Annotated in this window: 19 protein-coding genes and 1 pseudogene; 12 read left to right on the top strand and 8 right to left on the bottom strand. The window is 66.2% G+C overall.

Annotation, left to right across the window (positions count from 1 at the left end):
• Positions 1-44: 44 nt before the first annotated feature.
• The 6 genes from LPN03_RS00985 to LPN03_RS00960 all read right to left on the bottom strand — a co-directional run bounded on the left by LPN03_RS00985 (position 45) and on the right by LPN03_RS00960 (position 6921).
• Positions 45-956 (bottom strand): carbohydrate ABC transporter permease, encoded by a 912-nt coding sequence (locus tag LPN03_RS00985; RefSeq protein ID WP_262452629.1) that lies wholly within the window; start codon positions 954-956, stop codon positions 45-47.
• On the bottom strand, positions 956-1930 hold the full coding sequence (locus LPN03_RS00980) for a carbohydrate ABC transporter permease (RefSeq protein WP_262452628.1): 975 nt from the start codon (positions 1928-1930) through the stop codon (positions 956-958). The genes LPN03_RS00985 and LPN03_RS00980 overlap by 1 nt, the downstream gene beginning before the upstream one ends.
• Before the next feature lie 96 nt (positions 1931-2026).
• Positions 2027-3349: an ABC transporter substrate-binding protein gene (locus tag LPN03_RS00975; protein WP_165182987.1), complete on the bottom strand. Its 1323-nt coding sequence runs from the start codon at positions 3347-3349 to the stop codon at positions 2027-2029.
• A gap of 271 nt (positions 3350-3620) precedes the next feature.
• Positions 3621-4958, bottom strand: a complete 1338-nt coding sequence (locus LPN03_RS00970; RefSeq protein ID WP_262452626.1) for an ABC transporter substrate-binding protein — start codon at positions 4956-4958, stop codon at positions 3621-3623.
• Positions 4959-5013: 55 nt separating this feature from the next.
• Positions 5014-5979 carry a carbohydrate ABC transporter permease gene (locus tag LPN03_RS00965; RefSeq protein WP_262452625.1) on the bottom strand — a complete coding sequence of 322 codons (966 nt, stop codon included), beginning with the start codon at positions 5977-5979 and terminating at the stop codon, positions 5014-5016.
• A 9-nt stretch (positions 5980-5988) separates the two neighbouring features.
• Positions 5989-6921 carry a carbohydrate ABC transporter permease gene (locus tag LPN03_RS00960; RefSeq protein WP_165182984.1) on the bottom strand — a complete coding sequence of 311 codons (933 nt, stop codon included), beginning with the start codon at positions 6919-6921 and terminating at the stop codon, positions 5989-5991.
• A gap of 193 nt (positions 6922-7114) precedes the next feature.
• Between LPN03_RS00960 and LPN03_RS00955 the strand changes: the two genes are divergently transcribed.
• Positions 7115-8317: a Gfo/Idh/MocA family protein gene (locus LPN03_RS00955; protein WP_262452623.1), complete on the top strand. Its 1203-nt coding sequence runs from the start codon at positions 7115-7117 to the stop codon at positions 8315-8317.
• 14 nt (positions 8318-8331) lie between these two features.
• A complete protein-coding gene (locus LPN03_RS00950) occupies positions 8332-9351 on the top strand; it encodes a LacI family DNA-binding transcriptional regulator (RefSeq protein ID WP_165182982.1) in 1020 nt (339 codons plus the stop codon).
• Between the two features lie 71 nt (positions 9352-9422).
• Here the strand turns inward: LPN03_RS00950 and acs are convergent, their stop codons facing one another.
• Complete coding sequence (acs, locus tag LPN03_RS00945; RefSeq protein WP_165182981.1) at positions 9423-11399, bottom strand: acetate--CoA ligase; 1977 nt, start codon at positions 11397-11399, stop codon at positions 9423-9425.
• A 327-nt stretch (positions 11400-11726) separates the two neighbouring features.
• On the opposite strand from acs, the gene LPN03_RS00940 reads away from it, so the two are divergent.
• From LPN03_RS00940 to LPN03_RS00930, 3 genes are read left to right on the top strand one after another with little or no spacing between them, the layout of a single operon-like run.
• Entirely contained in the window at positions 11727-13145 is a 1419-nt protein-coding gene (locus LPN03_RS00940) for a hypothetical protein (protein ID WP_262452619.1), read from the top strand.
• A 3-nt stretch (positions 13146-13148) separates the two neighbouring features.
• Positions 13149-14000: an endonuclease III gene (gene nth / locus LPN03_RS00935; protein WP_262452617.1), complete on the top strand. Its 852-nt coding sequence runs from the start codon at positions 13149-13151 to the stop codon at positions 13998-14000.
• On the top strand, positions 13997-14677 hold the full coding sequence (locus LPN03_RS00930; protein WP_262452615.1) for an NUDIX hydrolase: 681 nt from the start codon (positions 13997-13999) through the stop codon (positions 14675-14677). Before nth ends, LPN03_RS00930 begins: the two co-directional genes overlap by 4 nt.
• Positions 14678-14747: 70 nt before the next feature.
• Here LPN03_RS00930 and LPN03_RS00925 read toward each other — a convergent pair whose 3' ends face one another.
• Positions 14748-16412, bottom strand: a complete 1665-nt coding sequence (locus tag LPN03_RS00925) for a bifunctional 3'-5' exonuclease/DNA polymerase (RefSeq protein ID WP_262452614.1) — start codon at positions 16410-16412, stop codon at positions 14748-14750.
• Between the two features lie 192 nt (positions 16413-16604).
• On the opposite strand from LPN03_RS00925, the gene ssd reads away from it, so the two are divergent.
• The 7 genes and pseudogenes from ssd to LPN03_RS00890 form a co-directional block, all read left to right on the top strand.
• Entirely contained in the window at positions 16605-17801 is a 1197-nt protein-coding gene (gene ssd, locus LPN03_RS00920) for a septum site-determining protein Ssd (RefSeq protein WP_262452612.1), read from the top strand.
• A gap of 95 nt (positions 17802-17896) precedes the next feature.
• On the top strand, positions 17897-19117 hold the full coding sequence (locus tag LPN03_RS00915) for a TadA family conjugal transfer-associated ATPase (protein ID WP_410468540.1): 1221 nt from the start codon (positions 17897-17899) through the stop codon (positions 19115-19117).
• A gap of 620 nt (positions 19118-19737) precedes the next feature.
• Positions 19738-20091 (top strand): hypothetical protein, encoded by a 354-nt coding sequence (locus tag LPN03_RS00910; RefSeq protein WP_262452608.1) that lies wholly within the window; start codon positions 19738-19740, stop codon positions 20089-20091.
• A gap of 128 nt (positions 20092-20219) precedes the next feature.
• Positions 20220-20675, top strand: coding sequence for a type II secretion system F family protein (locus LPN03_RS00905; protein ID WP_262452606.1), 456 nt, complete (start codon positions 20220-20222; stop codon positions 20673-20675).
• 212 nt (positions 20676-20887) lie between these two features.
• Positions 20888-21178 carry a DUF4244 domain-containing protein gene (locus LPN03_RS00900; RefSeq protein WP_262452605.1) on the top strand — a complete coding sequence of 97 codons (291 nt, stop codon included), beginning with the start codon at positions 20888-20890 and terminating at the stop codon, positions 21176-21178.
• Positions 21179-21328: 150 nt separating this feature from the next.
• Positions 21329-21904 (top strand): TadE family type IV pilus minor pilin, encoded by a 576-nt coding sequence (locus LPN03_RS00895; RefSeq protein ID WP_262452604.1) that lies wholly within the window; start codon positions 21329-21331, stop codon positions 21902-21904.
• Positions 21888-22217 (top strand): annotated as a pseudogene (locus tag LPN03_RS00890) (Rv3654c family TadE-like protein); the annotation flags it as partial. The gene LPN03_RS00895 and the pseudogene LPN03_RS00890, both read left to right, overlap by 17 nt.
• Positions 22218-22245 lie beyond the last annotated feature (28 nt).

Raw genomic sequence — 22245 nt, 5'->3', positions numbered from 1 at the left:
CCCGCCCCGCTTTTCATGTGCTGTGAAGATTTCATCCGCGACGCTTAGCCCTTGCTGGAGCCGAGGGTGAGGCCGGCGACGAAGTGGCGTTGCAGGACGAGGTAGACGACCAAGGTGGGGATGACGGTGATGGTGGCGCCGGCGGCGAGGAGGTTGTAGTTGGAGAGGAAGGTGCCCTGGAGGTTGTTGATGGCGGTGGTGACGGGGAGCCTGTCGCCGCTTTGGATGAAGAGCAGCGGCCAGAAGTAGTCGTTGTAGATGAAGATCAGTTCCAGGGTGGCGAGGGCGGCGATGGCCGGCCGGCACAGGGGCATGATGATGGAGACGTACTGGCGCCAGATCCCCGCGCCGTCCACCAGTGCCGCCTCCGTCAGGTCCGCGGAGAGCGCCTTCATGTAGTTGGAGAGCACGAAGGTGCAAAAGCCGATCTGGAAGGCGGTGTTGGCGATGATGACGGAGAGGTAGGTGTTCAGGAGGCTGCCGGAGTCGCTGAACCAGTAGGGGAGCTGGATGAGCTTGAACATTTCAAACAGCGGCGTGGCCAGCACCTGCGGCGGGAGCAGGTTCCCGGCGGTGAACATGATCAGCAGGGTGACGTTGAATTTCCAGCTCACCCGGCTCACCGCGAAGGCCATCATGGAACTGCACAGCAGCACCAGGATGATGGTGGGGATGGTGATGATGAGCGAGTTCATGAAGTAGCGCGGGAACCCGCCCTGGGTCCAGGCGGTGGCGAAGTTGTCGAAGTTGAACGCGCCGCCGAGGCTGAAGTAGCCGTACTTGTCGGTGTCAGCCTTCGGGCGCAGGGCCGTGAACAAGGCCCAGCCCAGGGGGACCATCCACATGACGGCCATGACGGTGAGGAAGAGGTGGGTGCCGTAGTGGGGGCGGCTGCGGCCGTGGCCGGTCCGGCCTGTGGCGGGGCGGGCGGGCCTTGTGGTGGTGGAAGCAGACATTAGAACTTCTCCTTCCGGAAGGTGCGGGAGAGGTAGATGGTGATGGGGACCAGGGAGATGACGAGCAGGATGACGGCGAACGCGGAGCCGATGCCGATGGACTGGCCCTCCCCGATGAGGTAGGTGATGACCAGGGCGCTGATGAGTTCCAGGCCGTTGGTGCCTTTGTTGATGACCCAGACCACGTCAAAGGCGCGGAGGGATTCGATGATGGTGATGACCACGATGACGATGTTGATGGGGGCCATGGCGGGGAAGACGATGCGGAAGAAGGTTTGGGTGGCGTTGGCCCCGTCCAGGGACGCGGCCTCCTTGAGGGAAGCGTCCACGCCCTTCAGTCCGGCCAGGTAGAGGATCATGACGTAGCCTGCGTGGCGCCAGGTGGCGGCGACCAGGGCAGCCCAGATGTTGATGCTGGAGTTGCCGAACCAGTCAACGGCTGCCGGGGTGCCGGCGGTGCCGAGCAGGAAGTTCAGCAGGCCGTTGTCCTTTTGGTAGAACAGCTGCCAGATGATGCCGACCAGGGCCAGGGAGAGCATGACGGGGACGAAGAAGATGCTCTGGTAGATCTTGGAGCCGCGGATCTGCTGGTCCAGCAGCACCGCCAGCAGCAGGCCCAGCGGGGTGGCAATTACGGCCAGGAACAGCAGCCACAGGATGTTGTGCTGCACGGCCGGCCAGAACGCTGGGTTGTCGGTAAAGACGTAGCTGTAGTTTGCCACCCCGGCGGCCCGGATGTCCGAGAGGGACAGCCCGTTCCACCGGGTGAAGGACAGGAAGACCGAAAGCAGGGTGGGAATCCAGACAAAGGCCAGCTGCACCAGCGTGGGGATGCCCACCATGATGCCAAGGACCACCTTGTCCCGCCGGGACAGGCGTCGCACCCGACCGGGCTTGCGGGGGCGCGCTGGTGGTTTTTGGCCGGCGTGGGAGCCGCGGCGGGCTGAATCGGAAAGTTCGGTTGGCGTGCTCATGGCGGCAAACTCGTTTTCTCGCAGTGATTGCTTGCAGGTGGCGATTGCGGCGGCGGTGGCGGGCGGAGGGAACCGCCCGCCACCACCACACGGGTGTTACTGGGCGGCGTAGAGCGCCTTGGCCTGGGACTCCAGGTTCTTCACATCGATGGTGCCGTCCTTGATGAAGCCCTGCAGGGCCGGGATCATGACGTTGTTTGCCATGGCCGGCAGGGCGTCGCGGTCGAAGAACTGGCTGATGCTCTTGGCGTTGGCGATGGTCTCGGCACACTTCTTCGTCAGCGGCGAGAACGTGGAGGTGTCCGCGCCCTTGGCCGTGGCAATGTTGGAGGGGTCCACCTTGGCGTAGGCGTCCTGGCCCTCGGGGCTGCCCATGAACGCCAGGAAGTCCCGGGCGGCCTGGTTGTTGCCGCCCTTCTTGGAGAGCAGCAGCCCGTCGATGGGTGCCTCCACCGCGTCCTGGCCCTCCATCGCGATCTCCGGGAACGGGAAGAAGTCGATGTCATCCAGGATGGTCTTGTCCGTGTACTGCTGGGTAACGAAGGAGCCCAGCAGGAACATGCCGGACTTCTTCTTGCCCATGTTGATGGCGCCGTCCTGCCACGTCATGCCCAGTGCCGCCGGGTTCTGGTACGGCAGCAGCGCCTTCCAGGTGTCAAAGACGTCACTGACCTTCTTCTGGTCCCAGGATTCCTTGTGGGCCGTCAGGTCCATGTGGAACTGGTAGCCGTTCAGGCGCATGTTGATGTAGTCGAAGGTGCCCATGGCCGGCCAGCCGTCCTTGTCGGTGAACTCGATCGGGACCAGGCCGTCGGACTTCATCTTCGCGCACAGGGTCTTCAGCTCATCAAAGGTCTTCGGCACCGCGTAGCCCTTCTCAGCCCACACACTCTTGCGGAAGAAGAAGCCCCACGGGTAGTTGTAGTTGGGCACAAAGTACATTTTGCCGTCAGGGCCCGTGGAGGCCTTCTTCATGCCGTCGGAGAAGTTCGCGCCGATCTTCCCCCACACATCGTCAATGGGGGCCAGCAGGCCCTTGCCCGCGTAGTACTGCATGCGGTAGCCGGCGAACCAGGTGAACGCATCATCCGGGCTGCCCTGCAGGTACGTGGAGATCTTGTTCTGAAAGTCGTTGTGGGGCACCACGTTGGTGGTGACCTTGTCCTTGGTCTTGGCCGTAAACGCATCCGTGACTGCCTTGTACGCGGCCTTGGGGACATCGTCCGAGGACCCCGAACCAAACGTCAGCGACGTTGACGCCGACGCCGACGCCCCCGGGGCCGAGCCGCCGGTACAAGCAGCCAGCAACGGAATGCCGGCTGCGCCCACGGCGCCGACGCCGAGGGTCTTCAAAAGGGTGCGGCGGTCAAAACCGGGGCGGATGATGCCGTTGGCAGACCGTTCTTCGTTGATAGACATGATTTCTCCCTTGAAAGCACAAGCCTGTGAAGTGGATCACATGAATCAATCATGAAACTACAAAAAAGAAACGTCAAGTGCAAAAGAGAAACATTTCGATCACGCTTTTGTGGCCTTGGATGGCGAAGTCATGTCCCGGAGGCCTGCGGAAAAGGCTTTCCTTGTGAGCTGGCGCGGGCTTTCGTCGAAGGCGCCCGAAACGGCGGCGCCCGCCCCCGGGAGGGGCGGGCGCCGTAACATTCGGCCCAGGCGGGTTGCTGTTGCCCGGTGGCTACTTCGCAAAGAGGTCGTTGACCTGCTTGTTGGCATCCGTCAGGGAGCTGGCGGGGGACTTGCCGGCGACGACCGAGTCCATGGCCGGCTTCATGATGGCGTCGATCTTGGCGGCATTGTCGGTGATCGGAAACAGGAAGGTGGTGCCGTCCTTGACTTGCTGGGTGAACGCGCTGACGTCGGTGCCCTTGGCGGCGAAGGCCTTTTCGGCCAGGTCCGAGGAGGTCTTGATGGCGGGGAACACCACGGCCTTGCCGGCAACCACGTCCTGGCACTTGGGCGAGGCGAGGTATTCGACCCACTTGGTGGCGCCGGCCGGGTTCTTTGTCGAGGCGGAAATGGAGTCCGCCAGGCCATTGAACATGCTGGAGCGCTTGCCGTCAACGCCGGTGGGGGTTGGTGCGATGCCCACCTGGACGCCCTTGTAGCCGGAGTACTGCCCGATCATCCAGTCGCCGTTGGTGTTGATGGCAGCCTTTCCGGCCCCGAAGGTGTCGGCCACGGAGGCGCCGACCGTGGTCTCCAGCTTTGGCATGTAGCCCTTGTCGGCCAGTGAGGCCCACCAGGCAATGGTCTTTTGGAACTTCGGGTCGTCGTAGTTGTACTTGGTACCCCAGGGGTTCTTGTCCGTGTGCGTCCAGCCGGTGGTGCCGGTCAGGAAGCTCCACTCCGTCTGTCCCTGGCCCGAGCCGCTGCCCGCCAGGCCCAGCCCGTAGACGGCCACCTTGGTCTTGTCGAAGCCGGCCTCGTCGCCCCGCTTGCCGTTCTTGTCCACGGTGAGGTGGGCGATCGCCTTCTCATACGTGCCGCCGTCGTCCGGGTTCCAGCTGAGCTTGGCCATGTCCGCGTCGCTGAGGCCGGCGGACTTGGTCATGGCCTTGTTGTAAAACAGGCCCACGGTGTCCCAGTCCTTGGGCAGGCCGTAGCGCTTGCCGTCCTGGCCCACCCACAGGTCGGCCAGGCCGGGGATGAACTGCTTCAGGTCCACCTTGTCGGTCTTGACGGCCTCATCAAGCGGCAGCAGCTGGTGCTTGGCCACAAAGTCGGGGAACTTGGAGAGGTGGTCGGTGAAAACGTCCGGGGCCGTGCCGGCGACAAACGCGTTGGTCAGGGTGGACCAGTAGTCGTCCCAGCCGCGCTGGGTGATCTTGACGGTCAGGTCCGGGTTGGCTGCGTGGAAGTCCGTGGCGCACTGCTGGTAGGCGGGGAGTTGGTTGGCGTCCCACAGCCAGTAGTTGATTTCACCGCTGGCTGACGCGGATGACCCGCCTCCGCAGGCGGTCAGGGACAGGGCGACGGCGGCCAGTGCGGTGGCGGTGGCGAGGGTTTTCTTCATGGCGGGGCCTTTCGTAGGGTGTGGTGCCGGGGCTGCTTGGTGGAGGTGGTGCGTGCTACTTGACGCCGGAGAATCCGATGGAGTTGACCACCTTCTTGCCGAAGGCGAGGAACAGGATGAGGATGGGCAGCGCGGCAACCAGCGTTGCAGCCATGAGCCCGCTCCAGTCGGGGGCGCCCTGGGGGGACTGGGACTTGAAGACGCTCAGCCCCACGGTGAGGACGCGCACTTTCTCGTCCTGGCCGACCAGCAGCGGCCAAAAGTAGTCGTTCCAGGCGGCGATGAAGGTCAGCAGGGACAGGGTGGCAATGGGGCCCACGGCGTTGGGGGTGACGATTTGGAAGAATATGCGCAGGTGGTTGGCCCCGTCCAGTTTTGCCGCCTCCTCCATTTCCCGGGACATGCCCAGGAAAAACTGCCGCAGGAAGAAGATGGCGAACGGCGTCATGAGCATGGTGGGCAGGGCAATGCCGAGGAAGGTGTTGAGCAGGCCCAGGTTCTTGATCAGCAGGAAATTGGGCAGTGCGGTGAAGATCGGCGGGACCAGCAGGGTGGCGAGGAACAGCGTGAACACCTTGTCCCGGCCGCGCCACTGCAGACGGGCGAAGGCGTAGGCGGCCAGGGCGCTGAAGAAGACCTGGGCCACCGTGATCATGGTGGAGACCACGAATGAGTTGCGCAGGTACAGCCAGAAGTTGATGGCCGCCCCGGAGCCGCCCTGCGCGATGGCCTCTTCGGGGCTCTGCATCCCGAACACCCGCTTGAAGGCGCCCCAGCTGAAGTCGGCCGGCAGCAGGCTGGCGGAGTTTGCCGCGAGGGAGTGGTTGCTGGAGAGTGCGGTGCGGATCATCCACAGGAATGGGACCACAGTCACCAGGATGGCCAGGACCAGGACCGCCCAGGCGCTGACACGGCCCCAGCTGACGGGTCGCCGCGGGTGCCCGGTGGGGGATGCCCGACGGCGGGTGCCCCGGTTTGCGGGGCCGGCCAGAACGGCTTCGCGACGTTGAGTAGTTGTCATGTGGTGCTCCTAGCCCAGTTCGGATTCATTGCCGCGCAGGAATTTCATCTGCAGGAATGCCACGACCCCAAGGATCGCGAAAAGGATGACGGAAAGCGCCGACGCGTAGCCGAAGTCCTGCTCCGTGAACGCCTTGTCGTAGATGTACAGCTGGATGACGCGGGAGGCATTGACCGGACCGCCGCCGGTGGTGACGGCCACGGTGTCAAAGATCTGGAAGGAACCGATCACAGTGACAACAAGGACCAGCACCATGACGGGGCGCAGCAGCGGCATCGTGATCTTCCAAAACGTCTTCCAGGGGCCGGCGCCGTCAAGCGCGGCAACTTCGTAGACATGGTGGGGGATGGCCTGCAGGCCGGCAAAGAGCAGCAGCGCCGTGTAGCCCATGTGGCGCCAGACGTTGATGAAGGCGATGGTGGGAATGGCCCAGGTTCCGCTGCCGAAGAAGGCGACGCGGGGCAGTCCCAGCCATTCGATCACCTGGTTGACGATGCCGATCTGGTAATCCAGCATCCAAAACCACAGCAGCGCCACGATCACATTGGCAATCAGGTACGGCAGCAGGAGCGCGCCGCGAACCAGTGTGGACTTGGCCACGTGGTACATCAGCAGCGCCAGCCCCAGGGCAAAAATGGTCTGGAAAACAATGTTGATCACCACGTATTCGCCGGTGACCGCCATGGCGTTCCAGAACAACTTGTCCTGTGCGATTTTCACGTAGTTCGTCAGGCCGATCCAGACGGGACTGCCGAAGAGGTCGTAGCTGGTGAAACTGAGGTACAGGCCGCGGATGGTGGGGACCAGATAAAACACAATGAAGCCCACCATGGCCGGTGCAATGAATATCAAGGCCGTGGTGAGGTCGGATTTGCCGCGTCGCCCGGATTTGAGGACCGGGGCCGCGGTATGGGTGAGCGCCGGGATTTCGGTGGTGGCCATCGGCGGGCTCCTTTCTCGGTTGTGATGCAGATAACACGTAATTGAGGAATCTACACGAGTAAATTCTGATGTGCAACAACTAATTTGTGTGCCGAAAAGTCGAGGCGAATGCAGATAATTCAATGATTGACACGAGTAGATAATTGTGTGAGTATTCGTGGAGCAGTGTTCCACGTCACCAGAAGGGTTCCCCATGTCAGTCACCATTGGAATAGTCGGAGCTGGCCAGTTTGCCGGCCAGTTTGCCAAGCTTTACAAGCTGCACCCGGATGTCTCCGGCGTCACCGTCACGGACATCCTGCCGGAACGGGCCATCGAGCTAAATGAGCGCCTCTCCCTTGACGGGACTGTGGCTGACTTTGACGCCATGCTGGCATCCGATGTGGACGCCGTCGCCATCTTCACCCAGCGCTGGACCCACGGGCCGCTGGTGGTCAAGGCCCTGCGCGCCGGCAAGCATGTGTACTCTGCCGTTCCCATGGCCGTCTCCGAGGAGGAGATCGCCAACATCATCGATGCGGTCCGCGAGACGAAACTGACCTACATGATGGGTGAAACCAGCTACTACAACCCCGCCACGGTTTATGCACGGGGCAAGGCAGCCGAAGGGGCATTCGGCCGTGTCTTCTACGCCGAGGGCGACTACGTCCACGACATGGACCTCGGGTTTTACGAGGCCTACCAATACAGCGGCGGCGAGCAGTGGAAGAGCACCGCCAGCTACCCGCCCATGCTCTATCCCACACACTCCGTGGGCGGCGTCCTTGGCGCCATTGACTCGCACGCCGTCAGCGTCAGCTGCATCGGCGTGAAGGACCAGCGCGCCGACGGCGTCTTCGACAAGGACGTCAGCCAGTTCAACAATGACTTCTCCAACGCCACGGCGCTGTTTGAACTGAACGACGGCGGCGCCATGCGTATCAACGAAATGCGGCGCGTGGGCTACCCCTGCCACATCCGCGAATCGCGCTTCCGCTATTTCGGCACCGAGGCCAGCCTGGAGCAGCTGGCGGAAGTCAGCGTCTGGCAGGACAAGGAATCCGTTACGGACATTTCCGCGGACCTGGCCACCCACGCCACCATGGAGGCCGACGACGCCTCCCTGGCCCATGTTGCCCCCGCCCTGAGGGACGCGTTCATGTCCGGCCACGCACAGGTGCATGATGTGTCCAGGCTGCCCGGCGAATACGCCGGTGCACCCAACGGCCATGAAGGCAGCCACCACTTCCTGGCGGATGACTTCGTCACCGCCGTGAAGAATGGCACGCTGCCCCCTGTCAATGCCTGGGTGGCGGCGCGCTTCACCCTGCCCGGCATCGTGGCCCACGAATCAGCCCTGCGTGGAGGTGAGCGCCTGCCGATCAACGACTTTGGCGCTGCGCCGGCGCAATTGTAGCTAGCATTGGCACCATGACTGAATCGGCGGCGCGACCCCCGCACACAGCGGTGACACGCAAGGATGTGGCACGCTACGCGGGCGTCAGCGCCGCCGTCGTCAGTTATGTGGTCAACAGGGGGCCGAAGAACGTTTCACCGGCCACCGAGGCCCGCGTGCGGGAGGCCATTTCCGTGCTTGGCTACCGCCCCAATGCCGCGGCCAGGGCGTTGAAGCTGGGCTCCAGCCGCCTCCTGGGCCTGGTGGTGCCCGACACCAGGAACCCGTTCTTCACCGAGCTGGCCCACGCCGTCGAAGAGGAAGCCAGGGCTTTGGGGTACGCGGTCCTGATGACCAACTCGGACGGCACCATGGACAGGGAACGCGCCCACATCCGCAACCTGGCCGCCCGGCAGGTGGACGGGGTGTTGCTGGCCAGCAACCTGTTTGACCCTGACCTGGGTGAACTCCAGGCCGCGTCCATACCAGCGGTGCTGCTGAACACAACCAGGCACGCGGCTGGGTTCGCGACGGTGGGCACGGATCTGCGGGCGGGCGCCAGGGCCGCCGTCGAACACCTCATCGGCCACGGCCACACCAGCATTGCCCTGGCAATGGGGAGCAATGTATCGGGGGACACCGACGGGCGCGAACTTGGCTGGCTTGATGCGCTGGCTGCGGCCGGGCTGCCGGAAGGACCCATTGTCCGCAGCCTGTTCACGCGCGACGGCGGCTATGCGGCCGGGAAGCGGCTGCTTGCCTCGGCCGGCCAGCCCACAGCCGTCTTTGCCAGCTCGGACATGCAGGCCGTCGGCATCCTGCGGGCGCTCAATGAGGCAGGCGTGGCGGTACCGGGGGAGATGGCCATGGTTTCCTTTGACGGATCCACCGATGCCGAGTACTGCTGGCCCCCGCTGTCCACCGTCAAGCAGCCTGTCCGCGAAATGGCAGCGGCCGCGGTCGGCGCGCTGGTGGGTCAGCGTGACCCAGCCGGGCCCGCCCACATTGTCATCCCCTCGGTGCTGGTGGTGCGCCGCTCCTGCGGCTGCCCCTAAGCCGGCTTTAACAAACTGTGGCGCGGTGGTTGCTGACATTCAGCGACCACCGCGCCACAACTTTTTAAGGGTTAGGCCTTTAGCGAGTCCGAGATCTGGTTCATCACGGTGTTGTCCGCCAGCGTCGAGGAATCCCCGGCCTCGCGGCCCTCGGCAATGTCCTTGAGCAGGCGGCGCATGATCTTCCCGGAACGCGTCTTGGGCAGTTCCGGGACCACCAGGATGGTCTTGGGCTTGGCGATCGGGCCGATCTCGTGGCCCACGTGGTTGCGCAGGGTGGTGACAATGTCAGGGTCGTCCACGGCCGAGCCGCGCAGGATCACAAACGCCACGACGGCCTGGCCGGTGGTCTCGTCCGCGGCACCGACCACGGCGGCCTCCGCGACGGACGGGTGGCTCACCAGGGCCGACTCGATCTCGGTGGTGGAGAGGCGGTGGCCGGAAACGTTCATGACATCGTCCACGCGGCCCAGGAGCCAGACGTCGCCGTCGGCGTCCTTCTTGGCGCCGTCGCCGGCAAAGTACATGTCGTCGAAGCGGGCCCAGTAGGTGGACTTGTAGCGTTCGTTGTCCCCCCAGATGCCGCGCAGCATGGCGGGCCAGGGCTCGCGGATCACCAGGTAGCCGCCGTGGCCGTCGGGCACCGAGGCGCCGAGCTCATCCACCACGTCCACGGCGATGCCTGGCAGCGGCGTCTGGGCGGAGCCGGGCTTGGCGGAGGTGACGCCGGGCAGCGGGGCGATCATGATGGCGCCGGTTTCGGTCTGCCACCAGGTGTCCACCACGGGGGCCTTGTCCGCACCAATCACGCGGCGGTACCACATCCACGCCTCGGGGTTGATGGGCTCGCCCACCGAACCAAGGACACGGATCGAGGAGAGGTCGTACTTGGCGGGGATGTCCTCGCCCCACTTCATGAAGGTGCGGATCGCCGTGGGTGCCGTGTACAGGATGGAGACCTTGTACTTTTCCACAATCTCCCAGAAGCGGCCCTGGTGCGGGGAATCCGGGGTGCCCTCGTAGATGACCTGGGTGGCGCCGTTGACGAGGGGCGCGTAGGTGACGTAAGAGTGGCCGGTGACCCATCCGACGTCGGCCGTGCACCAGAAAACATCCGTCTCGGGGTGCAGGTCAAAGACCGCCTTGTGGGTGTAGGCCGTCTGGGTCAGGTAGCCGCCGGTGGTGTGCAGGATGCCCTTGGGCTTGCCGGTGGTCCCGGAGGTGTAGAGGATAAACAGCGGGTGCTCGGCGGGATGCCCGACGGCGGTGTGTTCGGTGGATGCCGTGCTGACGGTGTCGTCCCACCAGAGGTCGCGGCCTTCAACCCAGTTGACGTCCTCGCCGTTGCGTTTGACCACCACAACGTGCTCTACGGTGTGCCCGGGGGCGGTGAGGGCTTCGTCCACGGCGGGCTTGAGGGAGCTGGGCTTGCCGCGGCGGAAGGTGCCGTCTGCGGTGACCACGAGCTTGGCCTCGGCGTCGTCAATGCGGCTGCGCAGTGCTTCGGCGGAGAAGCCGCCGAAGACCACCGAGTGGATGGCGCCGATGCGGGCGCAGGCCAGCAGGGTGATGACCGCCTCGGGGATCATGGGCAGGTAAACGGCCACGCGGTCGCCGCGGGACACTCCCAGGGCCTCGAAGGCGTTGGTGGCCTTTTTGACCTCTTCGGTGAGCTGCGCATACGTGTACGTGCGGGTGTCGCCGGGCTCGCCCTCAAAGTAGATGGCGACGCGGTCGCCGTTGCCGGCTTCCACGTGGCGGTCCAGGGCGTTGTAGGAGGCGTTGAGCTCGCCGTCGTCGAACCAGGTGGCGAACGGCGGGTTGCTCCAGTCCAGCGTCTTCGTGAAGTCCTTGGTCCAGGAAAGCAGTTCGCGGGCCTGCTTGCCCCAAAAGGCCGCGCGGTCGGCGTTGGCTGCCTCATACTCCCCGGCCTTGACGACTGCATTGGCGGCGAAATCGGCGCTGGGCGGAAACTGGCGGTTTTCCGTCAGGAGATTTTCCAGCGCGTCGCCATTGGATTCTGCCGCTGTGGTGGTGTCCTCGGACATCTTCTAACCCCTTCATTCCTTCTATACGGATGCTGCGCACCATGGGTTCCGGCACGGTGGAAGTGCCCGGTTGTGGTGGTGGCGGCACAACGTCGTGTTCCAGCTTTTACTGTATCGCCTGCCGGGGTTTAACGTGTTTGCGGTCACAACAATACGGGCCAAGCGGGGTCATATCTGCGCTCAAATGCACCCGCAGCCGCTATTTTGCGATATGGGCAGAGCTCCCCATTGGCGCAGTTTTTGCGGCCAAGGGGCTGTGGCTGGCTAGTCTTGGCTCCCTGCGGTCACTAGGCTGGACAGGAATCGCGACACTCAAGGAGTTAGCCAATGACAGAGCATAATGCGTCAACCGCCCAAGTGGCCTCAACGCGCAAGAGCCCGGACATCAGCAAGGCCGTCCTTGGTCCGCTGACCGTGCGTGACATAACAGCGCTGGCCGCCGTGCTGGTCATATTCGTGGCGTCGTTGCTGCCGCTGGCCATTGGCAGCGGACTTACCGCCAACCTGTGGAGCCTCAGCGGGCTCTTCTTCATCGGCATTGGAATGCTGCTGCCACTGGCTGTTGGCGTGCTGTTTGCCGTGCGCCGGCTGAGCCCCGCCCTCAAGCCCCGCTTCGGGTCCCTGTCAGCCGACCAGTTTGCCTCCGTCGTGGCCGCCTTCGCCACGGCATATTTCTTCATTGGCACAGTCACCAACTTCCACATCCCTTATCTGGTGGGATTGATCGGTGCACTGGTGCTGCTTTCGGCGACCGTGCTGGCCCAGTGGATTCCCATTTTCGCCGCCGACTTCAGGGGACGCGCCGACGCTTCCGCGCACGTGGTGGCGCGCGACGCCGAACCCGCCGCCGCCCGTCCCGCCAAGCCCAAGCCCGCGCTCGCCCTGCCGGCCGGCCCGGGTGCTGCCGGACGGCCGCCGGGCCAGGCCGGTCCCTACGCCCCCGCCCAGGCCCAGCCCGGGCAGCAAGGCCAGCCCGGCCAGCCTGGAGTGAGCCAGCCTGTTCAGGGCCAACAGTCGCATGGTTGGAACGCGGGCGCGCAGGCCACCGCGGCCGCCCCGGTCGGGGCGATTTTCACCCCCGCCACTGAGACAACAACGACGCGAAGTGCCGCAGCTGCCGGCGCGGCCGTCCAGCCCGGATCCCCTTCGCATGCCGAGCCTGCCACACAGGCACAGCCGGCCGTCCCAGCCGAAGCTTCCGCGCCAGGGCAGGCCGCCACGCAGTCGCAGCCCGCCACGCAGGCGCAGCCTGCCACGCAGTCCGGGTCTGCCCTGCATGCCGAGCCGGCAGCCCACTCCGGGTCTGCCCTGCACGCCGAGCCTGCCGCCCAGGCCGGGGCGGCGTCCCCCAACGCAAGCGCAGCGGCAGCATCGTCTGGCACCGGGGCAAGCTCCGGCGTCGTGCCTGGGACGGAACAGGCCGCCGCGGAGGCACCCGCCACCATGTTGAACCCTAAAGTGGTGGCCGGCGGGGCTGAAACGACGGCTCCGGCCGCAGCGGAAAGCATTGGCGCCACGGTGGACCCGAAGGCCGCAGCGGCCTCCACCCCGTTCTGGTTTGCCGTTGACCGCCCGCAAAACGTGGTGGACGAGCACACCCGCCAGTTTGTGTTCAAGCTTGCACCGGGGTCCTGGATTCTGGCCCTGGAGGACCGTGGAAGCAGCTTCCTGGTGCAGGACAGCCACGGAAAGACCGGCGTGCTGCTGGATTTGGTCGGGATTGAACGGGCACCGGAGGGCAACTAGGCGTTGAAAGCCGTGGAGGGGGAGTCGCCGCTGGCACTGAAAAGGCGCGCCCGGAAAATCAATCGAGAACTGGCGGAACTGTACCCGTACGCGCACGCCGAGCTTGATTTTCGGAACCCCTTCGAGCTGCTCGTGGCCACCGTGCTGTCCGCGCAAACCACGGACGTGCGCGTCAATGCCATCACGCCGGCCCTGTTTGCCCGCTACCCGGACGCCCTGGCGCTGTCCGAAGCCCAGCCGGCGGAATTGGAGGAAATGATCCATTCCACGGGGTTTTACCGGGCGAAGGCGGCCAACCTCCTGGCCCTGGCCACCCGGATCGTTGACGAGTACGACGGCGACGTGCCGGGGACACTGGCGGCCCTCGTCACGCTCCCCGGGGTTGGGCGGAAGACTGCCAATGTGGTGCTGGGCAATGCCTTCGGCGTCCCCGGCATCACGATCGATACGCACTTCATCCGCCTGGCCCGCCGTTTTGGCTGGACACGCTCCGAGGACCCCGTTCGCATCGAGGCTGACGTCGCGGCACTGTTTGAACGCCGCGACTGGACCATGGTCTCCCACCGCGTGGTTTTCCACGGCCGGCGCATCTGCCATGCCCGCAATCCGGCCTGCGGCGCCTGCCCCGTGGCCCACTTGTGCCCGGCCTACGGTGAGGGCGAAGTGGATCCGGCCAAGGCAGCGAAGCTGTTGAAGTACGAGATGGCGCCGGGGCAGGAAAAACTGCTGGCCCGAATGCTGGCCGACACCGGCCGGGCCGCGCACTTCCGGCAGCAGTCGCAGCGGGCCGCCCGAACGGGCGTGCCCCTGCCTGAGCTTGTGGCCCGGGAAGCCGAAGCGGGGTCCGGCGCATGAGTGCCTACACGGACCTGCAGGGCCTGGCGGAACGGGCCCGCACCGGCGGATTCATGGTCAGGCCGCCCGACCGCTGGAACGTGCCGATGGACGAAAACACCGCCCGGCCCGCTGCCGTGCTGCTGCTGTTTGGTGCCTTGGACGGCGAGCCGGCCACTTCCGCCATGCCATTGGTGTCCGCCGACCTGGACTTGTTGCTCGTGGAACGTGCCGCCACACTGACGGACCATCCGGGACAGGTGGCCTTTCCCGGCGGCGGCGTGGATGCGGATGACGATTCCGTGCCGGCCGCAGCCCTTCGCGAGGCCCGGGAGGAAACGGGCCTGGATCCGGCGGGGGTGGAAATCCTGGGAGTGCTGCCCGATGTGCCACTGCCGGTGAGCAACTTCATCGTCACGCCCGTGCTGGGCTGGTGGGCCAGCCAGACCCCCGTGGATGTGGTGGACTATGGCGAGTCCGCCCAGGTGTTCCGCGTTCCCGTCAGGGACCTGCTGGACCCCGGGAACCGCGTCACGGCCACCCTTGCCAGGGGTGGTGTCACCTACCGGAGCCCGGCGTTCCAGGTCAACGGCGTTGTGGTGTGGGGCTTTACGGCCGGCATCCTCTCTCATGTCTTTGACGAACTGGGCTGGTCGGTGCCCTGGGACGAGACCCGGGAAATACCGGCACCCATCTAGCGAATGTCCGTGTCGCAGCCGGGGTCGGTACACTTCAGGCTGCAGCCCAGGCCGCGGCCCAGGCTGCGCCTTACTTGGCGTCGGCGTAGTTCTCCACCACGGTGGCATTGACGGGGAATGCCAAGGGAATCTCACCAAACAACAGCCGGGTGGCCGCCCGCGACGACTCGTGGACAATCTCCGTCACGGCGTCCACCAGCGGGTCCGGGCAGTGCACCATCACCTCGTCGTGCAGGAAAAACACCAGCTCGGGCCTCCCCTCCGGGATGGGCGGCAGGGCCCGCAGCCGGCGGCGGAGTTCGGCGAGCCAGCAGCACGCCCACTCCGCGGCCGTGCCCTGGACCACAAAGTTCCGGGTGAACCTCCCTCGCGACCTCGCCGCCGACTCCGCGCGGCGCTGCTCCTCGGCCGTGCTGCTGCGCTGGCCTTCCCGCCACTGGGCAGACACCGGCGGCGTGCTGCGGCCCAACCACGTTGACACCTGTTCGCCGCGTTCACCGGCCCTGGCAGCTTCCTCGACAAACCCAACCGCCTTCGGATACATCCGGGCCAGCTGCGGCATCAGGCGGCCGGACTCGCCCGTCGTCGAGCCGTAGATGGCGCCCAGCAGGGCCACCTTGGCCATGGCCCGTTCACCGCCGAAGCCCTGGGCGGCAATGCCCGCGTACAGGTCCTTGTCCCGGCCGGCCGCAGCCATCGCCGAATCCTGCGCCAGCGCTGCCAGCACACGGGGTTCCAGCTGGGCGGCATCCGCCACGATGAACTTGTGCCCGGGCTCGGCGCGCGCGGCACCGCGGATCTGCTTCGGAATTTGCATGGCTCCTCCGCCGCGGGACGCCCAGCGGCCAGACACCACCCCGCCCACCAGGTATTCGGAATGGAACCGCCCGTCGGTGACCCACTGGCGCAGCCAGGCCCAGCCATTGGTGGTGAACAGCCGGCTGAGCTTCCGGTAGGCCAGGAGCGGTTCGATCGCCGGGTGCTTGATTTCCTTCAGCTCCCACGACCTGGTGGATTTCGCGTCGATTCCAGCCCGGTGCAGGGCCTTCACCAGTTCCTGCGGCGAATCAGGGTTCAGCCCGGGCGCGTCAAGGGCTGTCCGGAGCACGGCGGCGAGCGCGTCCATCTTTTCGGGGCGGGCATAGCCGGCCGGTTCAGGTCCAAGCAGTTCATTCAGCAACCTCCTGTGCAGGTCCTCACGCCAAGGGATGCCTACATTCTGCATCTCCGCAGCCACCAATGCGCACGCAGATTCGGCACTGAGGAGAAGTGTGAGCCTGGCAGGGTGTGTGGAGGAGGCAATGGCCGATTTTTGCGCTTTCAGCTCGGCGGCGACCAGCTGCAGCTCCCATCCGCGGAGCGCGGCAGGTCCGTCAAATAGGCTTTCCTGGGCCTGGTCGGCGGCGGGATCCGGGGCCGTTTCCGGCTGCAGGATGGTGGCGAGCTGCCGGTATCCGGTGCTTGCGGAAAATTCGGAGTGGACCAGGATGTTTTGGCACAGGGCCAGGTCGTGGCAGCGTTCCACCCGTACCCCGGCCGCCAGCAATTCGGGGTACCAGTGTTGTGCCCTGTCCCAGACCCACCTCGGCTGGTGCTCGCTTTCGATTTCCAGCACGACGGCGGCCAGGCCAGTGTGCACCACAGTCCGGGCAGGTTCCGCCGGGGTTCCGTCGTCGGCCCACAGCTGGACGGAGGCGGCGTGGCCTTCCGGGGCCTGGGCCAATAGCGCATACATGCTTCCATTCTCCACTGTGCGAACAAAGATTCGAATATTTGGGGCTGTTTGTGCCTGAAAATCTTCGCCTGGCCGGCTCCAGCGGCGGCACCTGGGCTATTGCGTCCTCCACACGTGGCACCTACGCAGGGGTTGTCCACATTTTGGGTGCAGCGGCTGGCGGGGGCGCCCGCCGTCGCCAAGAGTGAATCCATGACTACGCGAAACAGTGCCCGGCACGTACCGAACGGCAGTCCCTTGCCGGACGTTGCTGGCGCGCCGGGCAGGGAAGCCGGCAGGGCGCCCTGGCTCCCCGGGCCTGGCACGTCGGTGATGGTAATCACCGCCTCCCCGGCACTGCAGGGTGAGGTGGGCCGGGTGAGCGCGGCAGCCGCCGTCGGCCTGGTCATGGCGGACTCCGTGGAGCAGAGCGGCGGGCGGTGGGACGATGTGGCAGCCATACTGATTGGCAGCGACGTTGCCGGGGGCCTGCCCGGCTGGCGCGGCCCAACCGTGGTGGTGGGCACCTCGCAGGACTCGGCCTCCATGTGGCAGCAGGCCTCCAGGCTGGGCGCAGACAGGGTTGCCGTGTTGCCGGACTCGGCGCAATGGCTGGCCAATTACCTGACCCGGCTGCGAGATCCCCGGGAGGGGGCGGGTGTCCTCGGCGTCATCGGCGGCTGTGGCGGGGCAGGGGCGTCGACCCTCGCCACGCTGGTTGCGGCAGGGTCGTCGCTGCGCACCACCCAGACTTTGCTGGTGGACGGGGACGAGTGGGGCGGCGGGCTGGACCTGGCCGTGGCCGGTGACGGCATTCCCGGACTGCGCTGGCCGGATCTGCTCAATGCATCGGGCGCCATCAATCCGGAGCAGCTGGCGGCTTCCCTGCCGCAAAGCGGCGGAATGTCCCTGCTGTCGTGGGGGAGGGAACACGGTGCCGGAAGTGCTTTTGCAAATCTGCGGGCGCTGGCGGCCGCAGCCGAGGTGCTGCGTGCAGCGCGGGATGCCTACGGGCTGGTGGTGGTTGATTTAGGCCGCTCAGCCGAGTCGGTGGCTGCCTTGGGTGCCCAATGCGACGGTTTTGTCGTGGTGGTGCCCGGGCGCCTCCGTGCGGCGGCAGCCGCTGAGTGCGTGCTTCGGGAGCTGCCGCCTGCACCCGTTGGCGTGGTGGCCAGGGGTCCGTTGGGGGACGGCGTGGACGCACGGCTGGTGGCGGACGCCGTGGGATTCCCGTGCCTGGGGGTCATGCCGCACGTGAAGGGCATTGCTGACACCCTGGAATCAGGAAGGGGTGCCGAGGTGGCACGCCGCCGAAAGGTCCGCGCCATTGTCGAACCGGTGCTCGGCTGGGTTTATGGTGCGGATGCCCCGGTCGGTCCCCGTGCCGACGGCCGCAGGCCCAGACCATGACCCGGCACGCGGCACGGCCTTTTCCGGCCCAGCCCGGTCAGGGTCCGACCGGCGTGGAGCGGTTTCGCGATGGGCGGCCGGGGCAGATGGACCCGGTGTTGCTGGATACCGTCCGCCGCTCCGTGCTGGCCGAATCCGGCCCGGTGACGGACCTGCGGGTGGCCACGGCTGTGCGGGACAGCGGGCGGCTGCTGGGTGCTGCCGGTTCCCTGGCGGCCATGGACAGGATTGCCGCCGAACTCAACGGGCTGGGTCCGCTGCAGCACCTGGCCCTTGACCCCGAGGTGACAGACATCTTCGTCAATGCACCCAACTCCGTCTGGCTGGACCGCGGAGCTGGCCCGGAACGGGCGGCCGTGGACTTTGACGGTGAAGGCTCCCTGCGGGCGCTGGCCGTGCGCCTCATCGCAGCCGGGGGGCGGCGCCTGGACGACAGTTCGCCGTGCGTGGACGTGAAGATTGCCCAGGGGTACCGGGTCCACGCCGTGCTTCCGCCGATCTCCTCCAGCGGCACGCTGCTCTCCATCCGGATCAAGCGGCGGCAAGTTTTCACCATTGACGAACTTCAGGCTGCCGGCTGTGTGCACCCCGTCATGGCCGTTGTGCTGCGCAAGGTCATCAGCGCCCGGCTGAGCTTTCTGGTCAGCGGCGCCACCGGTGCCGGCAAGACCACCCTGCTCTCCACGTTGCTGGGGCTGTGCGACCCCGCCGAACGACTGGTGCTGATTGAGGATGCGGCGGAGCTCGAACCGGACCACCCACACGTCCTGACCCTTGAAGCCCGCCACGCCAATACTGAAGGCGCCGGCGCCATTGACCTGGAGGAATTGGTCCGCCAGGCCCTGCGCATGAACCCAGGACGGCTGATCGTGGGCGAGTGCCGCGGGCTGGAGGTGCGGGAACTGCTCATGGCGCTGAACACAGGGCACAGCGGCGGCGGTGGCACCATCCATGCAAACAGTGCCACCGACGTCCCGGCAAGGCTTGCCGCGCTCGGAGTACTTGCCGGCATGTCCACGGATGCCGTTGCGTTGCAGGCGGCAAGCGCGCTTGACGCGGTCATCCACCTGGACAGGACGGCCTCGGGCCGGGTGGTATCTGAACTTGGCGTGGTGGAACTTCAAGGCGGCCGGCTGCAGGTGGTGCCGGCACTGCACGTGGGGGACGGAGCCGGCATGTCCGATGGCGGGCGGGCGCACAGCACCGGGAGACAGGGTGCCCGCCGTGCGGCGATGGTACTGGACGCGGGCCCAGCTTGGCCGGGGCTGGCCCGGCGCCTGGGTCTCGATCCCGGCCTGGTGGCGGTGGCAGCATGAACGCCGCAGTGGTTTTTCTGTTCACTGCCGGCGCGTGCATCCTGTACTTTCAGCGGAAACGCCCGTGGCCGGGACAACAGCACGGGGCTGCCGGGGTGTTTGACCGTCCGGCCCCGTGGTGGCGGCCTGCTCGCGGAAAGCCGGGGGCTGCCATGCCAAGGCTGGTGCGCCAACTCTCCGCCCTGATGTCCACAGGACGCAGTGGACCGCCCTTGTGGGCGGCGCTCGCAGGCGTTCTCGCGGCCGAATATGGCATGGCCGACAGCGGTGGGACGTCCCCACGCGCGGGTTCCGTGCGAGTTGCCCGGGGAACCCCGGCCCTGCGGCCGGATCGCGGTAGGCTGCCCGGGCAGGGAACTATCCAGGTGGTACTGGCCATACAACGTGCCGCCATACTGGGGCTGCCAGCGGCAGACGCCCTGAGATTGGCCTGCCATGAGGGTGGGGACCATCCGGGGACGGACCCGCCACATCCGAGGCCGGTGGCTCCAGCCCGGACGGGCGGTGACGATGCCAGCCGGGGCAGCTTTGGCAGGAACTCGGGGCTGACGAACGAAGAGCGGCAAACCTGGTTGGAATTGGCTGCCTGCCTGGAAATATGTGAGGCGAGCGGTGCGCCGGTGGCGGCAGTCCTGGCCCGGCTCGCCGACCGCCTGGATGCTGATGCTGACGCCGCTGCAATGCGGGAGACAGCCCTGGCAGGTCCGAGGGCCACCGTCCGCCTGTTGACGTGGCTGCCGTTCATCGGGCTTGGACTTGGCATGGCCATGGGGGTGGACCCGGTGGGTGTCCTGCTGGGTGGGCCCTTGGGCTGGGCCTGCCTGGTCAGTGGCCTGGCGCTGGTGGCGGTCGGGAAATGGTGGTCGACCCACTTGATCGCCACGGCAGCCCGGGAACCGGGTGCCGCACCACGTCGAGGCCGCGACTTGGCGCGCCGGGGTGGCACGAGAATCGGGGGAGGGGCAGCACGATGACCTCAGGGGCAATCTTCGTGCTGTTGATACTTGCCGTGACCATTTTGTTTGGCATCCCGGGCCGCAGCTCATGGCCCCGCGGTGGGCGCTTCGGTGGTCCCAGCCCGCGGGGCCCTTGGTTGGAGGCCGTGGCGTCAGCTGGCCGGCACGGCCAGGGACTGGCGGACGTGCCGCTGCTGCTTGAATTGCTGGCCGCAGCCCTTGACGCAGGTCTGCCCATTCCCTGGGCACTGAGGCTGGTCGCCGGTGTCGCTTCGGAACCCATTCGCGAGGCCTTGGACAAGGTCGTGGCGGGGCTTCAAATGGGGGCCTCGTGGGAGCACGCCTGGGAAGGCGCAGGCGATGTGCGTCAGGCAGAACAGATCCAGGGAGCATTGAGCTTTGCCGCGCTCACAGGCGCCCCGGCGGCACCATTGCTGTTCGCCGAAGCCAGGCAGCGCCGCCGGCAGCAACAGCGGGATGCGGAAAAGCGCGCGGCGGCCCTGGGCGTGAAACTTGTCGTGCCCCTGGGACTGTGCTCCCTCCCGGCCTTCGTCTGCCTTGGGATCGTGCCGGTCGTGGTGGCCATGGTCCCGTCATTATGAACCGGCCGCAGCGTGAAGCACGCGCCATTTGCGCCTTTGGCTCCTCCACAAGGGGAGCTGGACAGCCGAGCATCCACGGATCGCACGGAGGGGCTTTCATGCGTCCCCGGGAACGGCAAATGTGGAACCCAGCTGATGCGGCGGCAGTCCCCAAAACGGGGACACGCCTTCAACCAACCAATCAGAATCACTACGAAGCACCAGGAGTTGACATGTACAGCAACGGATATCTCGGTGGAACGGCGCCGGCAGGCCTGGAGGCGCCCGGGCAGGACAACGTGCGGGAGATCTTCCCCGGTGCCATGGAAATGGCCCCCGTCGCCAACCGGAGGCGCACCACCGCACTGCGGGGCCTGGGCCTGGAAGCAGGCATGGCCACTGCAGAGTACGCGATCGCAACACTCGCGGCCGTCGGCTTCGCCGGCCTGCTGGTGGTGATCCTCAAAAGTGACGAGGTGCGGGGATTCCTGCTGAACATCATCCGCACTGCCCTGAGCTTTTAGCCCAAGGGAATTCAGCGCCAGGTCGGGGCCAGGTCGAGACGGACGGAAGAGGACGTGCAAGCAATGGCACTGAGCACGCGTGGCCAACGCAGAGGGACAGGGGGCGCCGTTAGGGGGTGGTGTTCAGACGGCACGGTGCGGGTTCCCGCAGTGGGCTCCGCACGCGGTTCCGTGACGGCCGAGCTGGCCGTGGTGCTCCCCGCTGTCACGGCGCTGCTGGCGCTGCTGCTGCTCACGGCTGCGGCGGCCACCTTACAATTGCGCCTGGAGGAAGGCGCGCGGGCAGGTGCCAGGGCCCTTGCCCGGGGCGAGTCCTCGGCCCAGGCCGCCGATACCGCCACCCGGCTGGCGGGCGGCCGCGTGGCTGTGTCCGTCGACTTGTCCGGCGGATATGCCACCGTGACCCTTACGGGGCACGCCACCGGGGTGCTTTCCGGAATCGTCCCCTGGCAGCAAACTGCCCGGGCAACAGCCAGGATTGAAAACTACGACCCTGCGTCTGCGGCCACCCGGGTCCGGGCCGCCCCGCCTGCGTTCGACTGCGGCGGAGGAAGGAATGTCGCTGCCGTGGGACGTACCAAGACTGCACTTTGGCGGTGGGTCAACGCGCCCCGAACCATGGCATCCGCGGCGGGCAAGTACGCCATGGCCAGTCCGCGCGGCCAGGCTGACCAGGGGGCCATGCAGTGCCAGACTGAGAAGGCAAGCCATGGGCACACGGCGTGAACAAGGTGCAGGAACAGTGGTGGCGGCGGGACTTGCCCTGGCCATCCTGCTGCTCTTGGCGGGGCTGCTGTGGCTTGGCCAGGCGGCCGCAGGGGCCGCCAAGGCGGCGACCGCGGCTGATCTGGCAGCGCTGGCCGCAGCCGATGCCGCCCGCGGCCTTGCTCCGGGCGAACCATGCGCCGTAGCCGCAGAGCTGGCAGTCCGCCAGCACGCGGTACTGGTGTCGTGTTCTGTCACTGGGGCCATGGCCGACACAGTCCAGGTGGAGGTGTCGGTACATTCCGGGCTGCCCTGGCCCTCCCGCGGAAAAGCACGTGCGGGCCCTCCGCCGGACACTATTA

Origin of the sequence: Arthrobacter sp. A2-55 (genome assembly GCF_025548615.1) — a bacterium.
Taxonomy (GTDB): Bacteria; Actinomycetota; Actinomycetes; order Actinomycetales; family Micrococcaceae; genus Specibacter; species Specibacter silviterrae.
Note: the sequence above shows the minus strand (reverse complement) of the source record. Positions and strands in the feature narration are given on the sequence as shown.

Bases quoted from the DNA above. Each gene is read 5' to 3' on its own strand.
- LPN03_RS00985 (WP_262452629.1), bottom strand. From the start codon at position 956: ATGTCTGCTTCCACCACCACAAGGCCCGCCCGCCCCGCCACAGGCCGG.
- LPN03_RS00980 (WP_262452628.1), bottom strand. From the start codon at position 1,930: ATGAGCACGCCAACCGAACTTTCCGATTCAGCCCGCCGCGGCTCCCAC.
- LPN03_RS00975 (WP_165182987.1), bottom strand. From the start codon at position 3,349: ATGTCTATCAACGAAGAACGGTCTGCCAACGGCATCATCCGCCCCGGT.
- LPN03_RS00970 (WP_262452626.1), bottom strand. From the start codon at position 4,958: ATGAAGAAAACCCTCGCCACCGCCACCGCACTGGCCGCCGTCGCCCTG.
- LPN03_RS00965 (WP_262452625.1), bottom strand. From the start codon at position 5,979: ATGACAACTACTCAACGTCGCGAAGCCGTTCTGGCCGGCCCCGCAAAC.
- LPN03_RS00960 (WP_165182984.1), bottom strand. From the start codon at position 6,921: ATGGCCACCACCGAAATCCCGGCGCTCACCCATACCGCGGCCCCGGTC.
- LPN03_RS00955 (WP_262452623.1), top strand. From the start codon at position 7,115: ATGTCAGTCACCATTGGAATAGTCGGAGCTGGCCAGTTTGCCGGCCAG.
- LPN03_RS00950 (WP_165182982.1), top strand. From the start codon at position 8,332: ATGACTGAATCGGCGGCGCGACCCCCGCACACAGCGGTGACACGCAAG.
- acs (WP_165182981.1), bottom strand. From the start codon at position 11,399: ATGTCCGAGGACACCACCACAGCGGCAGAATCCAATGGCGACGCGCTG.
- LPN03_RS00940 (WP_262452619.1), top strand. From the start codon at position 11,727: ATGACAGAGCATAATGCGTCAACCGCCCAAGTGGCCTCAACGCGCAAG.
- LPN03_RS00930 (WP_262452615.1), top strand. From the start codon at position 13,997: ATGAGTGCCTACACGGACCTGCAGGGCCTGGCGGAACGGGCCCGCACC.
- LPN03_RS00925 (WP_262452614.1), bottom strand. From the start codon at position 16,412: ATGTATGCGCTATTGGCCCAGGCCCCGGAAGGCCACGCCGCCTCCGTC.
- ssd (WP_262452612.1), top strand. From the start codon at position 16,605: ATGACTACGCGAAACAGTGCCCGGCACGTACCGAACGGCAGTCCCTTG.
- LPN03_RS00900 (WP_262452605.1), top strand. From the start codon at position 20,888: ATGTACAGCAACGGATATCTCGGTGGAACGGCGCCGGCAGGCCTGGAG.